Here is a 17,525-nt window from a genome sequence, read left to right as displayed (position 1 = left end):
CTTTATCCTTTTAGATGGTGTTCTTTACCATCAAAAAGGATAAATGAAACCATAGAAAGTCTGCCTTGCGCAACGCGTCTAAGAGCTCGAGCTCATCGAGCATTCTAAAAGCACCTCACTATGAAGAAAATTCATAGTGAGGTGCTTTTTTCGCACTGTAAGGCATCTAGCTAATAATACGAATGAAAAAATAACCAGAACTGTAAGGTAGAGCCTCTCTAGCTTACAATTCACCAGAAAAAAACGAGTGATAATACGAGTTAAAGCCTGTTTACCTCACAATAGACTAATAAAAACGAATAATAATATAAGCTATACATTGTCTACTTCACAATCCATCAGAGAAAAAGAGCAATAATATGAGCTAAAGTCCGCCTACTGCACAATCCACCAAGAAAAAAGAACAATAATATGAGCTATAACCAGTCTACTGCACAATTCACCCAAAAATACAAGCAGTAACATGAGCTATAACTATTCTACCTCATAATCCACCCAAAAATACGGCCAGTAATAGGGACTATAACTCCTACAGCTCAAAGCTCAATCAAACAAAAGAGAACAGACCATTAATTAACCAACTTTTACGCAATAAATCGAACCACAAAAAAGTAGAGACAGGAACAATATCCTGCCTCCATCAAAAATATTTTTTTTCAACTAGTCTGTCGCTTGATTTTCTAAATCGGTACGTACTACTAAGACATCACAGGCAGCATTGCGGATAACGTATTCTGAAACGGATCCAATGAAGATTCGTTCCACAGCACTTAAACCAGTGGCTCCTAACATAATCAAATGAACATTGTGTTCTTCAGGGATTTGTTTAGAGATCAATACTTTTGGAGAACCGTATTCAATAACATAACTGACGTCTTTAACACGGTGGTTTTTAGCGTATCTTACATATTCTTCCAATGTTGTTTTTGCTTGTTGACTCGCTTTGTCCGCCATGGAACCATCGAAAGTAGAAAGACTTTGGAAAGCCTTTGTATCAATGACATTTGCGATCAGTAAAGCAGCATTGTTTCGAACGGCAACTTGAACCGCTTTTTTGAATGCTAACTCAGCTTCTTTGGAACCATCGATAGCCACTAAAATTCGATTGTATTGTTGTAACATATAAACCACTCCATTCTATATCAATTGAAAGCAATGAAACTACGCTTTGTTCATCTATAGTATAACGTTTATTTTTTCATTTTCATAATGAAACGATAAAAAGAGCAGCGTTTTCAAAAAAACGAAAAAGAGGAAGGTTAGTTTACTGGCGCTATTATTCTATCCCACCAATCTAGATTACATACTTTTGTTCAAATAAACTAAGAAGGCCAATATGAGTACCATAACGATTCCTAAGAAAATAAAAGCCAGAGGTATAGTATAAAAGAAAGTGAGAAAGAGAGAGAAGAGACCGCATAATAAAAATCCGACTCCGAACCCCATAAAAATCGGTTTTGTTCGTTCACTAGCATCGCTGCTTTTATAGTAAAGAAACACCTGTGCTTTCATCGTTAAGAAGAAATAAGCTGTATACAATAAAAGCAACGCGAAAATGGCAAATAAAATGGATAAAATCATATTCATTCCTCCTAAAAGACTAAATTCTTTTCTTAATTCATTATACACCACGCAAAAAGCCATTCCAAAAAGGAATGGCTTTAAAGTCGAAACTTTATGTAAAAATTCCGATGGTACCGTTTATACGTCCAATTAGTATTGAACCCGCACGTTAGCAGGTGGGCTCCACTGTCAAGCATCTAACTACCAAGTGAAAAGGCATGTTATCCGTTTGATTCAGTTTGGATCCCAAAGTATTCGTAAAAAATGTTCGGTCAACACATGTCAGGACATCGCGCATACCTCAGAATTCTTATCCTTATATTAGCACGGAGGGTATTTCCTGTCAACTAGATACGCTCAAGCTAAGGACAAAAAACGTGAAGAAACAATGGAGGTAGCGCTTACGGCTAGTTTTTAGTCCTTTGGTTGATAGAGTCGTATTGCTGAGCTAATGTGTCTTCATATTTACCAGTATGGTTAGGTTCAAAGTAGCGTGCTTTTTTTAATTTGTCCGGCAAATATTGTTGATCTACCCAAGCACCAGGATAACTGTGCGGATATTTGTAATCGACGCCGCGGCCTAATTTGCTGGCTCCGCTGTAATGAGAATCTTTCAAATGATCTGGGACATCACCGCTGTTTCCGTTTCGAATGTCGCTTATTGCTGCGTCAATCGCTGAGATACTGGAATTGGACTTCGGTGATAAACATAAATCAATGACCGTATTGGCTAATGGAATTCTTGCCTCAGGAAAACCAATGCGCTCTGCAGCTTGGACGGCAGTAACAGTACGTGAACAGGCTCCGGGATTGGCTAAACCAATGTCTTCATACGCAATAACCATTAATCTTCTGGAAATGATCGGCAAGTCACCTGCTTCAATCAATCTGCCTAAATAATGAAGTGCAGCGTTCACGTCGCTGCCTCGAACCGATTTTTGTAAAGCTGAAATGACATCGTAATGCGCATCGCCATCTTTATCATGAGTCAACGCTTTCCTTTGAACACATTCTTCCGCAATGTTGAGCGAAATATGAATCGTTCCGTTTTCATCCGGTTTGGTCGATTTAATGGCCAGTTCCAAGCTGTTTAGAGCACTTCTCAAGTCTCCATTAGTGGCCCGAGCAAAATGCAGCAAGGCTGTTTCACTGACTTCTGATGAGTAGCTGCCCAAACCATTTTCGGTGTCTTGTAAAGCTCGTTCCATGGCTAATTGAATATCTTCAATAGAAAGAGGTTTCAATTCAAATATTTGTGCCCGGCTTCTTAAGGCGGGGTTAATGGTAATATAGGGATTTTCAGTAGTAGCACCAATCAAAATGATGCGTCCATTTTCCAAATGGGGCAGCAAAAAGTCTTGCTTTGGTTTATCCAGACGATGGACCTCATCCAGCATCAAGATAACGGAACCACTCATTTTGGCCTCTTCTGCAATAATCTGCAAATCTTTTTTAGAATCGGTTGCGGCATTCAACATCCGAAAAGCATATTGGGTAGACCCTGCAATCGCGCTGGCAATACTGGTTTTTCCTATTCCTGGAGGACCGTATAAGATCATGGAAGACAGCATTTTAGCGTCTACCATTCGGCGAATGATTTTTCCTTCACCTACTAAATGACTTTGTCCGACGACTTCATCAATATTTGTAGGACGCATTCGAAAAGCTAATGGTTTACTCGTCAATTTTGAATCACTCCTCCTAGAAAAACTTTCTTTTAGTATAGCATTTTTAGCCATTTGTTTCCATCCGAAACGAACATTAGTTCGCTAAATAGTGGATGTTGTCCTTAGAAAATTAAATAGGTTCGCTTTTTTTAGCCAATTTTGCGATAATAGTTTTGACAAAAGAAACTTCTGATTTACAATAGATGAGAAAAAGAAGTTGGCAGGAAGGTAGTGTCAGATAATCGTTATGAAAACAGTAAAACAATTAATCAAAGAAAATAAGATTGAACCGGTATGGAGCGAATCCATCATCGGAATTGAAAAAGAAGGTTTGAGAGTTAACCCAGATGGCAGCTTAGCGACTACTGATCATCCCGAAACACTTGGCAGCAGAAGCCATCACCCTTATATTCAAACGGATTTTAGTGAAGTACAATTGGAATTGATTACGCCTCCTCTAAAAAGCAGCAAGAGTATGCAACGGTGGTTGGCAGCTTTGCATGATGTTACGTATCATTCTATGAAAGAAGAAGAACTGATTTGGCCACTGAGCATGCCTGGTACATTGCCGGAAGAAAAACAAATTCCGATCGCTAAATTAGAAAATCAGGCTGATGTAGCTTATCGAGAATATTTAGCTGGTATCTACGGCAAGAAAAAGCAAATGCAAAGCGGAATACACGTCAATTTTGAGTTTGATCAATCGTTTATCGATTCACTGTATCAAAAGCAAACAGAAATCATAAATAAAGAGGCGTTTAAATCAGCCGTTTATATGAAATTGTCTCGGAACTTTTTACGTTACCGCTGGGTATTGAGCTATTTATTTGGTGCTTCTCCAACGGTTTGCAATGACTTTTACTCTGATAGTGAGTCAGTGCCGAAGGATTTTGTGCGCAGCTTGCGCAATAGTCAATTAGGGTATGTGAACAGCAAAAATGTTGTAGTATCCTATGAAACTTTAAATGCTTATGTGGACAGCATTGAAAAATTAGTAGAATCAGGCGATTTATCGGAAGAAAGAGAGTTCTATGCTTCGATTCGCTTGAGAGGAACAAAACAAGTCCATGGGTTATTGGATAAAGGAATCTCGTATGTAGAGTTGCGCAATTTTGATTTGAATCCTTTTGATGCATTCAGTATCAACAAGCAGACACTGAACTTTGTAAAATTGTTTTGTTTCGCCTTGATTTGGATGGACGAAGAAAGTACTGCAGTCAATTCCAAAACCGGAGATGACAAAAATCATTTGACCGCTTTAGAACATCCTAAAAAAGAATCGCAGTTTAAAGCTGAAGGACTGGCTTTACTGGAAGAGATGCGGGACATGATAGAGTCCACTAATCAACATGAAAAAACTTTGGAACTCGTGTCATGGGCGGAAGATGTATTTGAGCATCCAGAAAAAACAGTAGCTGCTCAAATTGTAGACGGTATTCAAGCAGCTGGCGATTATGTCTCCTTTGGTATGGAATTAGCGAAGCAATACAAACAAGATGCTATGGAGAAACCTTATCAATTACGTGGGTTTACATCGCTTGAGATGTCGACTCAATTGTTGATCCATGACGCGATCCAATTGGGAATCAAAGTAAAAGTGATTGATGAGTACGATCAATTTGTCAAATTGACCTATAAAGGTCATGTGGAGTATGTTAAAAACGGCAATATGACAGCTAAAGATACGTATATTTCTTCTTTGATCATGGCTAATAAGACGGTGACGAAAAAAATACTTGCTGAAAATGGTTTTCATATTCCAGCGGGAGGAGAATATCAAACAGTTGAAAAAGCTCAACAGGCATTCTGGCGTTATGAAAACCGACCGATCGTCATAAAACCTAAATCAACCAATTATGGGGTAGGAATCTCTATTTTTAAACAAGGTCCTACAAAAGAAGACTTCAACCAAGCTGTAACGATCGCTTTTAAAGAAGATGAATCGATTCTTGTAGAAGAGTACATTCCAGGAACGGAATACCGGTTGTTTGTCGTCAACAACAAAGTACCTGCTGTCTTATTGCGGACACCAGCCAACGTTGTAGGGGATGGAACATCATCAGTTAAAGCTTTAGTTGAACAGAAGAACCAAGATCCCTTACGCGGAACAAATCACCGAGCACCATTGGAAATCATCCAATTGGGTGAAATCGAGCAACTGATGTTGAAAGAACAAGGGTATTCTGTGGAGAGTGTTCCCGAAAAAGGAGAAACCGTTTATTTAAGAGAAAACTCCAATATCAGTACGGGTGGAGACTCCATCGATGTGACGGATGAAATGGACGAAAGCTACAAAGAAATCGCAGTCCAAATGGCACGAGCGATCGAAGCTAACGTAACAGGAATCGATTTGATCATCCCGGATCTAACCAAAGCTAGTACGCCTGAATCACCTGGATACACAGTGATTGAAGCCAATTTTAATCCCGCTATGCATATGCACGCCTATGTATACAAAGGAAAAAATCGTCGTTTGACCAAAGAGATTTTGACAATGCTGTTTCCTGAACTCTAAACAATTGAGAAAAGGAGTGAGGCTGTGAATGTAAAAAAGATGCTCGCTATATGGTGGCCATTTTTACTGCTGTTGATTATTGAAACACTGTTGATGTTTACCACGATTGATTTACCACCTTACTTTTTTAGTCTGACTGTCTTATCTTTTTTTGTTTTTGCAGGACTTCAAATCATTCTTCATGAAGCAGGACACTTCCTTTGTGGGTGGGCTACAGGATACCGGTTTTTATCTTACCGGATCTTCAGTTTTGTAGTTCTGAAAAAAAAAGGGAAACTGGTTTTTAAACGACAAGCTGTTAATGAAGCTGTTGCTCAATGCTTGATGGTTCCAGATAAAGAATGGAATCCGACCCGCTATCCGTATAAATTGTACCTAAGCGGAGGTGTACTCTTCAATGCGATCTGTTCATTGAGCGCCCTTTTTCTCTTAACCAGTGATTTTATTCCAGCTATCTTTCCTCTATTATTTAGCGGAATCGGTTTATTTCTGACTTTATCAAATGGTCTTCCAAAAAGGATGAATGATGGAGCGATCTTAAAGAAATGCCGCAAGAATCCAGCTTACCGTCAAATGATGTATCATCAATTACGCACGGTGTACTATTTAACGGAAAGCCGGACGTTAACCAGTTTGCCGCCGGAATCATTTGAACTGTTTGATGAGGTGGAGCTAAGCGATCCTTTTTCGCTGTATGTGATGCGCTTGGAGTATTACAAATATTTGGAACAGTTCCAATTTGACAAAGCAGCTGTGTTGGTAGAGAAGCAGTGGAATATTAAAGATAAATTGGTTCCGCTAGATAGAATGATGGTTCAAGCAGAAAAGTTGTTTTGTTTAAGCCTGCACCGACAGTCAGCCGAAGAAGCGACAAAAATGTACCACCAAACGGATGTGCAGCTGATGCAAAAATACGAACAGATCACATTTAAACGCATTTTTGCGACCTATTTTCTTTATGTAGAAAATGATCCTGTTAAAGCTCTGATATGGACTAAAGCAGGGTTGGATTTAGGGAATAGCAATACTTTTGACAACGGCTTGCAAGTGGAAATCAATCTCTTAGAGTGGCTGCGCCAACATGCTCAACTGAAATTAGAGCAACAACCAGCAAACGAAGTACGTCAAGAAGGTGCTGTAAATCTTCGTGATGAAGTTGTTCGATGAAGTAATTAGTGGTACAATTTGGTGACAAATAATAAGTGAATGAGAGGATAACATGGAAAAAATTTATTTAGATCATGCAGCAACCAGCCCAGTTCATCCTGAAGTAGCTGAAGTAACTTACGAAATGATGAAAGCCCATTTTGGTAATGCTTCAAGCATTCATGGATTCGGACGTGACAGCAGAAGAATATTAGATCAATCCAGAATCGTTTTTGCCCAAAGTATCGGAGCAAAACCGAATGAAATCATTGTTACGAGTGGCGGAACAGAAAGCGACAATACAGCGATCATGGAGACAGCTCTATCCAGGAAAGAAGAAGGCATGCATTTGATTACGACAGCGATTGAGCACCATGCTGTTTTAAAACCAATGGAGCATTTGGAATCGTTGGGATTTGAAGTCACGTATTTACCTGTAGATGAAACTGGTCGCGTGAACCCTGAAGATGTGAGAGCTGCTTTACGCCCGGATACGATTTTAGTATCGATCATGTATGGCAATAATGAAGTCGGTACCTTGATGGACATTGCAGCGATTGGGAATATTATCCACGAAAGCGAAACGAAGGCTTATTTTCACGCGGATGCCGTTCAAGCCTATGGATCCGAAGATATTGATGTGAAACGCGATCACATCGATCTATTGTCGGTCTCAGCGCATAAAATCAATGGACCCAAAGGAATCGGCTTCTTATACATCAGCAGCAGTATCCATTTGCCTAGTTTTATGCTGGGCGGCGAACAAGAACAAAAACGTCGGGCCGGAACCGAAAATATTCCAGGTATTGCCGGGTTTAAAAAAGCTGTTGAAATTATGCTGGCAGAAAGAGAAGAACGCAAACAGCATCATCAAGAATTGCGGTCCTATTTGATGAAACAGTTGGACGAGAGCGGTATCGATTATGACTTGAATGGTTCTGATAAACACCATTTGGCACACGTTATCAATGTATGGGTCAAAGGAGTTTGTTCGGAGCAGTTATTGATGAGTTTGGATTTAGTCGGCATTGCTTTATCTGCAGGTTCAGCTTGTACAGCCGGAAATATCGATCCTAGCCATGTATTAGGAGCGATGTACGGTGAAGAAAGCCCACGAATCAGTGAATCGATCCGCATCAGTTTTGGGTTAGGAACGACAAAAGAACAATTGGATATTCTTATGGAAGAACTGACCAAAAGTGTTGCCCGACTAAAAAAATAGCTTAATTCGTGTACTAGAATATGCTATAGTTAAGGTGAAAAGGCTTTATCCTTAAAAGCTTTAACACGACAACAAAGGTGGTAGTCAAATGGCATTTTTAGCAAAAGATAAATTAGACGGCTCAACGGATATGTATCGTATGAGCGAAAGCGTAAAAAAATACACTTTACGAGATAACGGTTTTGAACAATCGAAGAACGGCCATTTTCAATTTAGTCGGGATTTAGAAATAGGTTCAGCAAAAAGTCCTAAATTAAAAATGACAGTTGCCAGCGACCTAAAGACGTTCAAAATGTCTGTCGTAACCGCAAATGGGTTGCGTTCGGTGAACTTATACAAAGGGGATGCCTTTAAAGAAGCACAAGACCGTGCAGGATATGTTTTGGCTGGATTTGTAGAGAGTGGTATTTTAGAAAAAGTGTAGTCTTTAGGTTCTTCATCTTCTAATGTTGGTAAAGAAATTTCCTCCGGCTTAAGGGGTTGCTTATGGAAAGCCATGGGAAAGCCTTGAGCCGAAAACCGCGTCTCAAGGCTTGCAAGCGTTACCGAAGCCGTTGGAGCGCTAGCGACGTACGGATATGGTATGCGTAGCGTAGCGGAGAACAAACCCCGAGTAAAAGCTGAAACTTTAACTCGGGATTAATTCCCATTGCATCCTTATTCATGGCTATAAGCAACCCCATATTCCTCCATAAATTTCTAGAAAATGAGTTTCTAATAGGTTTAGAGTTGAAAAAAATTGTATTTTCTACTTACCAACATCAAATATTGTAGAACCAGTCTTTAAAGCGCCTAGAGCACACCGATGAGATTCGGCAGTGTCCTAGGTGCTTTTTTTAGATAATAGAAAGGTTATTCGGCCATTTTACTTTTGTAGAACATATCCCAATAAATTTTGCCCAATCCAATGTTTCTGCGGGTGATCATTGCACATCTTTTCAAATCATTGTCTTGAAGATCGGACAGGTCATAATGATTGAGGTGTTTTCTTAGATGTGTGATGAAGGGACCATGTACATTTTCCGAGTTCACTAAGAGGAACAAAGAAGAAAGCGTTAAGCGGGCATAGTAATCTTTCAATATCCGAATGTCAATGGAAGGATCTTGCACCAACAGATCAATGGCTTTCTCGATTGCTGTGAGTCCGGTTAATTTTCGTTTATTTTGAAGTACGCTGATAGACAAATGACGGCTAAGGTAGTAGTGGTAATGGGGAGGCGGGCTGTATACAATAGAGCTGCTCTTAAAAAAGCATTGCATAGCTACTAATAAATCTTCGTAATGGTCAATCTCTTCATCAAAACGAATTTCAGGAGCAGAATGAAACAGCTCCAATTTATAAAGTTTGTTGCACAAGAAACCTTCAGTCCTTGTTTGAGCTAGACAAAGCTGAATAGCTTCATTTTTGGACATCAGTCTTGTTTCGTCTGGTCCAGGAATCAGATACAATTCTGAAAGAGTGTTTTCAAAATACCTGCAGGTGACCATATCTCCATTAAAGGATTGGTTGGCCATCATCAGTTCTTCTAACATATCTGCGCCCAACCAATCCATCGCATTGACAAAACAAACGTATTCACCTCTAGCATGTACAAGACCGATATTTTTAGCCACTGAACGACTACTGTACTCTATGTGTATGACTTCAAAGCGAGCATCATTTTTAGCGAATCGGTCGCAAATTTCACCGCTTTTATCAATAGACCCATTATCAATCAAAATAATCTGTAATTTATGATAGGTCTGACTTTTGATGCTATGCAGGCTTTTAGAGAGTGTTTTTTCAACATTTTGGATTGGAACAATAACGGATATCATGGTATTCCCTCCTTATCACTAACCGTTTGAGAGACTAATTATGGGCGATTGAAAATGGAGTGAAATCATTTAAATAAGGTGTAAGCCTTTACACCTTAAGTTTACGCCTATCTTGTTCTTTGTCAATGATTCATTATTGAGACGGGTGTCATACGCATGAAAAGTATTTTCTCCTAAAAATTAAGGTCTTCTTTTTAAAACGCTCTCTTAATAAGTAAAGGCGGCTCTATGGGGTGAAATTTCCTCCGGAATGGACGGGTTTGCTTGTGGAAAGCCATGGGACCGTCTGGAGCCTGTAGTCTCCAGACTTTCAAGCTTCAAACGGAATCGTAAGCGCTGAAGCGCCAACGCTCCGTAATTCACATTTCATCCTTTACATGGCTACAAGAAACCCCTATTCCTCTAGAAATATCACGGGTATCAAACGAGTCACAGCTTAAAAAGCGTGTCTAAATATTTCGGGAAGTTCAAAGAAAGCAGGTCTTTCTCATAATGAAGACCGAAGTCTTCCACTTCACTCAACAGATGGAAAATCTCGTTCATGTCGCTCGGCTCCGCATTTTTCTTTTAGCAGACCAGAGACGAGAAGATTCGTAATCTTATTTTTTATTTAATTTTTTTCATGCGTGTGACGTGATTGAGACGGACACCCATACTTTTTAACAAAAAGCCATTTTTTGATCGGCAAACCTTGCATTCTTATTAATAGTTAGTATAATAGGTAAGACTGGAAAAATACGACCTTCAAATCGTTAAGATTTTCAGAATCTATTTGAAATGATGGTGATAAAATGACAGACAACAGTAAAATCCGTGTTGTTGTAGGAATGAGTGGCGGCGTTGATTCGTCAGTAACAGCTCATGTCTTAAAAGAGCAAGGATACGACGTTGTAGGTATTTTTATGAAAAACTGGGACGATACGGATGAATTCGGTATGTGTACCGCAACGGATGATTACAATGATGTCGCTCTTGTAGCAAATCAAATCGGGATTCCGTACTATTCGATCAACTTCGAAAAACAATATTGGGATAAAGTCTTTACGTATTTCTTAGAAGAATACAAAAAAGGCCGTACACCTAACCCTGATGTAATGTGTAACAAAGAAATCAAATTCAAAGCTTTCTTAGACTACGCGATGGATTTAGGGGCAGATTATGTAGCTACTGGACATTACGCACGAGTAGAACGTGATGAAAATGGTGTAACACATATGTTGCGTGGGGTAGACAACAATAAAGACCAAACGTACTTTTTAAATCAATTGTCACAAGAACAATTGTCTAAAGTTATGTTCCCATTAGGCGGCATGGAAAAACCAGAAGTACGCCGCATTGCTGAAGAAGCAGGCTTAGCAACCGCTAAGAAAAAAGACTCTACTGGAGTTTGCTTTATCGGAGAGCGCGACTTCAAGAAATTCTTGATGGAATACCTGCCAGCTCAACCAGGTAACATGGTGACTCCTGAAGGCGAAATCAAAGGCCAACACGATGGATTGATGTATTACACGATCGGACAACGTCAAGGTTTAGGGATTGGCGGCGGCGGTAAAACAAATGATCCATGGTTCGTAATCGGAAAAGATCTTGAAACCAACACTCTTTATGTTGGTCAAGGCTACCACCACGAATGGTTGTACGCAACTCATTTAGAAGCGTCAGATATCCACTTTACTTCTAAGGAAGCAAAACCGGCTACGTTTAAATGTACCGCTAAATTTCGTTACCGCCAAGCAGATACAGGCGTAACTGTTCATATGAACAGCGATGGAACGAGCGCTACAGTTGAATTTGACGAACCCGTGCGAGCGATCACACCAGGACAATCGGTTGTCTTCTACGATGGCGACGAATGTTTAGGCGGCGGAACAATCGACAAGGCATATAGCAATGTGAAAGAATTGCATTACGTGTAAACAAAAAAAGATTGGAACAGACTTGTTTCAATCCTTTTTTGTGCGTTAGTTTGTCAAATTAAGTGTAATACGTTTTCCATAAATACCTCATGCAGTGTTTTTATTTGAAACATTTCCTTAGTCGAGTGTTGATTCATGCTAACATGAAGTCAAACTTCTCGGGGGAACCCTGTTAAAATTAGTTCCTTTAGTGAATCAATTCTCGAAACGGGAGCAAATGAAGCCACGAGTTACTGTTTTTTTAAATTCAGTAGAAAATCCATTTATTATTAAAGGGAGTAAGAAAATCACTTAGTTTTGTGGAGGAGAACATTGGATCAGAGTTAGCAAAAGGCAGCGAAATCATTACAGAACAGGAAGTAGAACGGTTAAACAGTTTTTCGTAAGGAATGAAACAGCGTTTAAAAATCGGAATGGCTAGTTAGAGTAGATTGAGAAAGCTGTACTTTTTTCACAGAAATGTGTTTTAAAAGGAAATAAAGCTTGATTCTTAATTTAAACGTGGTAAAATTGATTTTGCATTTATTTTGTGAAATTATCTAGGAGGATTTTTATAATGACAGATGGAAAAACTAAAGTTAGTACAGCTTCACTAAAAGTATTAGCAGGATGGGGAATAGACACAATTTATGGTATTCCTTCAGGAACTCTAGCTCCTTTAATGGAAGCTTTAGGAGAACAAGACGAGACAGACATTAAATTCCTACAAGTAAAACATGAAGAAGTTGGAGCCATGGCAGCTGTAATGCAATGGAAATTCGGAGGCAAATTGGGTGTTTGTGTTGGATCAGGTGGTCCTGGTGCTTCTCACTTAATCAATGGTCTTTACGATGCAGCAATGGATAACACACCAGTTTTAGCTATCTTAGGATCTCGTCCACAACGTGAATTAAACATGGACGCATTCCAAGAATTAAACCAAAACCCAATGTTCGATCACATCGCAGTATACAACCGTCGTGTTGCTTACGCTGAACAATTACCAAAATTGATCGACGATGCAATCCGTACTGCTATCTCTAAACGTGGAGTAGCTGTATTAGAAGTACCTGGCGACTTCGGTTACCATGAAATTGCTAATGACGCATTCTACTCTTCAGGTCACAGCTACCGTGATTACGTTTCTTCTGCAATCAACGAAGCAGATATCGATGCAGCTGTTGAAGTATTAAACAACGCTAAACGTCCTGTAATCTATGCAGGTATCGGAACTATGGGACATGGTCCAGCAGTTCAAGAATTATCTCGTAAACTTAAAGCTCCAGTTATCACAACTGGTAAAAACTTTGAAACTTTCGACTATGACTTTGAAGGATTAACTGGTTCAACATACCGTGTTGGTTGGAAACCAGCTAACGAAACTGTTAGAGAAGCAGATACAGTTCTTTTCGTTGGTTCAAACTTCCCGTTTGCTGAAGTAGAAAATACTTTCGGAAGCGTTGAAAAATTCATCCAAATCGACAACAATCCAACAATGCTTGGTAAACGTCATAACGCAGATGTTGCTATTCTTGGTGATGCTGGTGAAGCAGTTCATTCATTACTAGAAAAAGTAGCACCTGTTGAAGAATCAGCTTGGTGGAATGCTAACTTGAAAAACGTTCAAAACTGGCGTGACTACATGACTAAGTTGGAAACAAAAGAATCTGGTGCTTTACAACTTTATCAAGTATATAACGCTATCAACAAATATGCTGACGAAGATGCAATCTACTCAATTGATGTTGGTAACTCAACTCAAACATCTATCCGTCACTTGCACATGACTCCTAAAAACATGTGGAGAACTTCTCCATTATTTGCTTCAATGGGTATCGCACTTCCAGGTGGTATTGCAGCTAATAATGTTTACCCTGGACGTCAAGTATTTAACTTAATGGGTGACGGTGCGTTCTCTATGAACTACCAAGACGTTGTTACTAACGTACGTTACGACATGCCTGCTATCAACGTAGTATTCACTAACACTGAATATGGATTCATCAAGAACAAATACGAAGATACGAACACAAATACTTTCGGTACTGAATTTACTGATGTAGACTACGCTAAAATTGGTGAAGCTCAAGGAGCTGTTGGTTTCACAGTAAGCCGTATCGAAGATATGGATCAAGTAATGGCTGAAGCTGTTAAAGCTAACAAAGCAGGTAAAACTGTTGTCATCGATGCTAAAATTACTAAAGATCGTCCAATTCCAGTAGAAACATTGAAATTAGACCCTGCATTGTATAGCGCAGAAGACATCAAAGCTTACAAAGAAAAATATGAAGCTGAAGAATTAGTACCATTTAGCGAGTACCTTAAAGCTGAAGGTCTAGAATCTATAGTAGCTAAATAATTTTTCTGATATACAACTTATAGTTGAATAAAAAAGGCGTGTCGCTATGTTATAGTGACTCGCCTTTTTTTATTGGTTAACAAATAATAATTGATTTAGGCTGGAGCCAGTTTGCTTCAGCCTTTTTATATATGGACAGAAATTTCTTCCGGCCTCGTGGTTGCTTGGTGAGAGCCATGGGACCGCTTTGAGCCTGTAGTCTCAAAGCTTGAAAGCTTCAAACTAAGCATAAGCGCTAAAGCGCAATGCTTAGTAATTCACATTTCATCCTTAGCATGGCTACAAGCAACCACGATTCCTACAGAAATTTTAGGTGTGTAAAAAATATTAAATTGGTCTTTAAATAAAGACTTGATGATGAGAGCTTTAATTTAATTTTGTTCGTATTACTAATTTGATTGAATCTAAAAAAATATAAACATTTGTTCGCATTTTTTTGTTTTTTTGCTATAATGAAAGGTAATTGCGCTTACGTTGTAGAAGAGCGATAGTTAATTATAGTATAGGTTAAAGTAGAAATGTGCTGAAGCATATTAAAGTTAAAAAAGAACAATAGAAAATGTTATAATGGGGAGATACATAATAATGAGTGAAAGTAATACAAAAACGCTGTATCAAGTTTTATGGAACTCAGCGGATATACTAAGATCAAAAATGGATGCAAATGAATACAAAAGTTATTTATTAGGATTAGTATTTTATAAATACTTATCTGATAAAATGCTTTATTATTCATCTGTCCTATTAGATGAAAAAACAGATGATTTACAAGTTGCACAAAACCTCTATAAAGAAGCCTATGAAGATGAAGATACTAAGGAAGATTTACTATTTGCTTTACAAGATGAATTTTCTTATACTATCAAGCCAGATATTACTTTTACAGCACTGGTTAACGCTATTAATGATGGACGTTTTCAATTAGAGGATTTAGCGCAAGGCTTTCGTGATATTGAACAATCTAGTGAAACATTTGAAAATATGTTTGAAGACGTTGATCTATATTCAAAAAAATTAGGAGCTACACCGCAAAAACAAAACCAGACGATTGCTCAAGTTATGCACGAATTATCTTCTTTGAATATGGCAGGGCATGCTGGAGATGTTCTTGGGGATGCTTATGAGTACTTAATCGGGCAATTTGCCTCAGATTCTGGTAAAAAAGCAGGAGAGTTCTACACACCTCAGCCAGTAGCAAAACTAATGACTCAAATTGTATTATATGGTAAAGAAAATCAGAAAGGTCTCTCGGTATATGATGCTACCATGGGTTCAGGTTCGCTATTGCTAAACGTAAAAAAATATTCGAATGAACCAGGTACGATTTCTTATTTTGGTCAAGAATTAAATACATCTACTTATAACTTAGCACGTATGAATATGATTCTTCATGGCGTCCCAATAGAGCACCAGCACCTACATAACGCTGACACGTTAGATCAAGATTGGCCCACTGAAGAACCTACAAACTTTGATGGAGTACTGATGAATCCTCCTTATTCTGCCAAATGGGGTGCAGATAAAGGTTTTCTAGATGATCCTCGTTTTTCGCAATATGGAGTTTTAGCGCCAAAATCTAAGGCTGACTTTTCATTTCTACTACACGGTTTTTACCATTTGAAAGATACTGGTGTAATGGCTATTGTCCTTCCACATGGTGTGCTGTTTAGAGGAAATGCTGAAGGTAAAATCCGGAAGAAAATGTTAGAGAATGGTTCAATTGATACAGTGATTGGTTTACCAGCAAATATATTCTTTAACACTTCAATACCTACAACCGTAATCATCTTGAAGAAAAAACGGTCTACAAAAGATGTATTGTTTATTGATGCTTCTAAAGGATTTGAAAAAGGGAAGAATCAAAACAATATGACAGATGAGCACATTGATGCAATATTAGAAGTTTATATCAAACGAGAAAATAAAGATAAATTTTCTTATGTAGCATCATTTGATGAAATCGTAGAGAATGATTTTAATTTGAATATCCCTCGCTACGTTGACACTTTTGAAGAAGAAGAACCGATTGATATGGTTACTTTAGGACAAGAAATTGTCGAACTGAATAAAGAAATTCGCAAAACAGAAAATGAATTCTTAGCTATGCTAGATGAATTGGCTGTCACAGACGAATCTAGAGACATCATTGAGGCAACAAAGGCGGTGTTTCTAAATGAGTAAGAAAATGGCACCTGAGATACGTTTTAAAGGGTTTACTCAGGATTGGGAACAGCGTAAGTTGGGAGATTTAGGATATGTAGCAATGAATAAAAGAATCTTTAAAGAAGAAACTTCTGAAAAAGGAGAAATTCCTTTTTTTAAAATTGGAACATTTGGTGGTAAACCAGATGCATATATTACTCGTGAAAAATTTGAAGATTACAGGAGTAAATATCCATACCCACAAGTAGGGGATATTTTAATCTCTGCCTCAGGTAGTATTGGTAGAACGATTGAATATAAAGGAGAAGAAGCATATTACCAAGACTCAAATATTGTGTGGTTGAAGCACGACGAAAACTTGGATAATCTATTTTTAAAACATTTCTATTCAGTTGTACAATGGAGTGGTATTGAAGGCACTACAATTAAGAGGTTGTACAATAAAAACATTTTACAAACAATAATAAACGTCCCATTCATAGAGGAACAAACCAAAATTGGAATCTTTTTTAAACAGCTTGACGACACTATCGCTCTTCATCAAGATAAGCTAGAGAAATTAAAACAACTGAAGAAAGGCTATCTACAGCTGATGTTTCCGAAAAAAGGAGAAAATATACCGAGGTTGCGGTTTGCTCACTTTTCTTCGGACTGGGAGCAGCGTAAGTTTGAAGATGTCGCACAACTTATAATGGGGCAATCCCCAAGCTCTGAAAATTACACTAATAACCCAGAAGATCATATCTTAGTTCAAGGCAATGCGGATATAAAAAATGGGAGGGTTGTGCCCCGTGTTTGGACAACACAAATAACTAAGCGAGCAGAAAAAGGAGACTTAATTCTTAGCGTTCGAGCACCAGTCGGTGATATTGGAAAAACTGATTACGATGTAGTATTGGGTCGCGGTGTTGCAGCAGTAAGAGGAAATGAATTTCTTTTTCAATTACTAGGAAAAATGAAACATGATAAATATTGGACCAAATTGAGTACAGGCTCTACTTTTGAATCCATCAATTCAAAAGATATTCAAGAAGCAATAATCATGTTACCTAATGCCTACTGAACAATTGGGCTAATTTGAAATGGAGAAAAGTTCAATAGAACTAAACAGCTTTTTTTCCGATTTTTCAGTTGTCCAAAAAAAGAGCGCAAGCGATTGCGATTAATGTTATCTACA

Annotated in this window: 12 protein-coding genes; 8 read left to right on the top strand and 4 right to left on the bottom strand. The window is 38.4% G+C overall.

Going from position 1 to position 17,525, the window contains the following annotated elements; genetic code table 11:
• Window positions 1-660: 660 nt before the first annotated feature.
• The 3 genes from ACEN4I_RS10975 to ACEN4I_RS10965 form a co-directional block, all read right to left on the bottom strand.
• Window positions 661-1,122: a universal stress protein gene (locus ACEN4I_RS10975; RefSeq protein WP_407102971.1), complete on the bottom strand. Its 462-nt coding sequence runs from the start codon at window positions 1,120-1,122 to the stop codon at window positions 661-663.
• A gap of 177 nt (window positions 1,123-1,299) precedes the next feature.
• A complete protein-coding gene (locus ACEN4I_RS10970) occupies window positions 1,300-1,581 on the bottom strand; it encodes a hypothetical protein (protein WP_407095483.1) in 282 nt (93 codons plus the stop codon).
• A 389-nt stretch (window positions 1,582-1,970) separates the two neighbouring features.
• Window positions 1,971-3,221 (bottom strand): replication-associated recombination protein A, encoded by a 1,251-nt coding sequence (locus ACEN4I_RS10965; protein WP_407102985.1) that lies wholly within the window; start codon window positions 3,219-3,221, stop codon window positions 1,971-1,973.
• A 256-nt stretch (window positions 3,222-3,477) separates the two neighbouring features.
• Between ACEN4I_RS10965 and gshAB the strand changes: the two genes are divergently transcribed.
• The 4 genes from gshAB to ACEN4I_RS10945 all read left to right on the top strand — a co-directional run bounded on the left by gshAB (window position 3,478) and on the right by ACEN4I_RS10945 (window position 8,537).
• Complete coding sequence (gshAB, locus tag ACEN4I_RS10960) at window positions 3,478-5,745, top strand: bifunctional glutamate--cysteine ligase GshA/glutathione synthetase GshB (protein WP_407102970.1); 2,268 nt, start codon at window positions 3,478-3,480, stop codon at window positions 5,743-5,745.
• Between the two features lie 24 nt (window positions 5,746-5,769).
• A complete protein-coding gene (locus ACEN4I_RS10955; RefSeq protein ID WP_407102969.1) occupies window positions 5,770-6,912 on the top strand; it encodes a hypothetical protein in 1,143 nt (380 codons plus the stop codon).
• A 52-nt stretch (window positions 6,913-6,964) separates the two neighbouring features.
• Complete coding sequence (locus ACEN4I_RS10950; protein ID WP_407102968.1) at window positions 6,965-8,113, top strand: cysteine desulfurase family protein; 1,149 nt, start codon at window positions 6,965-6,967, stop codon at window positions 8,111-8,113.
• Between the two features lie 88 nt (window positions 8,114-8,201).
• Window positions 8,202-8,537, top strand: a complete 336-nt coding sequence (locus ACEN4I_RS10945; protein WP_407095479.1) for a cysteine desulfurase — start codon at window positions 8,202-8,204, stop codon at window positions 8,535-8,537.
• A 428-nt stretch (window positions 8,538-8,965) separates the two neighbouring features.
• Here ACEN4I_RS10945 and ACEN4I_RS10940 read toward each other — a convergent pair whose 3' ends face one another.
• Window positions 8,966-9,931, bottom strand: coding sequence for a glycosyltransferase family 2 protein (locus ACEN4I_RS10940; protein ID WP_407102967.1), 966 nt, complete (start codon window positions 9,929-9,931; stop codon window positions 8,966-8,968).
• A gap of 791 nt (window positions 9,932-10,722) precedes the next feature.
• Here ACEN4I_RS10940 and mnmA point away from each other — a divergent pair.
• The 4 genes from mnmA (at window position 10,723) to ACEN4I_RS10920 (ending at window position 17,411) form a co-directional block, all read left to right on the top strand.
• Window positions 10,723-11,847 carry a tRNA 2-thiouridine(34) synthase MnmA gene (gene mnmA / locus ACEN4I_RS10935; RefSeq protein ID WP_407102966.1) on the top strand — a complete coding sequence of 375 codons (1,125 nt, stop codon included), beginning with the start codon at window positions 10,723-10,725 and terminating at the stop codon, window positions 11,845-11,847.
• A 556-nt stretch (window positions 11,848-12,403) separates the two neighbouring features.
• On the top strand, window positions 12,404-14,185 hold the full coding sequence (gene spxB / locus ACEN4I_RS10930; protein ID WP_407102965.1) for a pyruvate oxidase: 1,782 nt from the start codon (window positions 12,404-12,406) through the stop codon (window positions 14,183-14,185).
• A 585-nt stretch (window positions 14,186-14,770) separates the two neighbouring features.
• Window positions 14,771-16,366: a type I restriction-modification system subunit M gene (locus ACEN4I_RS10925; RefSeq protein WP_407102964.1), complete on the top strand. Its 1,596-nt coding sequence runs from the start codon at window positions 14,771-14,773 to the stop codon at window positions 16,364-16,366.
• The gene (locus ACEN4I_RS10920) at window positions 16,359-17,411 is read left to right on the top strand and encodes a restriction endonuclease subunit S (RefSeq protein WP_407102963.1); all 1,053 of its coding nucleotides are present in this window, start codon (window positions 16,359-16,361) and stop codon (window positions 17,409-17,411) included. The genes ACEN4I_RS10925 and ACEN4I_RS10920 overlap by 8 nt, the downstream gene beginning before the upstream one ends.
• The last annotated feature ends 114 nt before the right edge of the window (window positions 17,412-17,525 follow it).

Source organism: Desemzia sp. FAM 23990 (assembly GCF_045528485.1).
Lineage (GTDB): Bacteria > Bacillota > Bacilli > Lactobacillales > Carnobacteriaceae > Desemzia.
The sequence above is the reverse complement of the archived record's forward strand: the minus strand, read 5'-3'. Positions and strand labels throughout refer to the sequence as shown.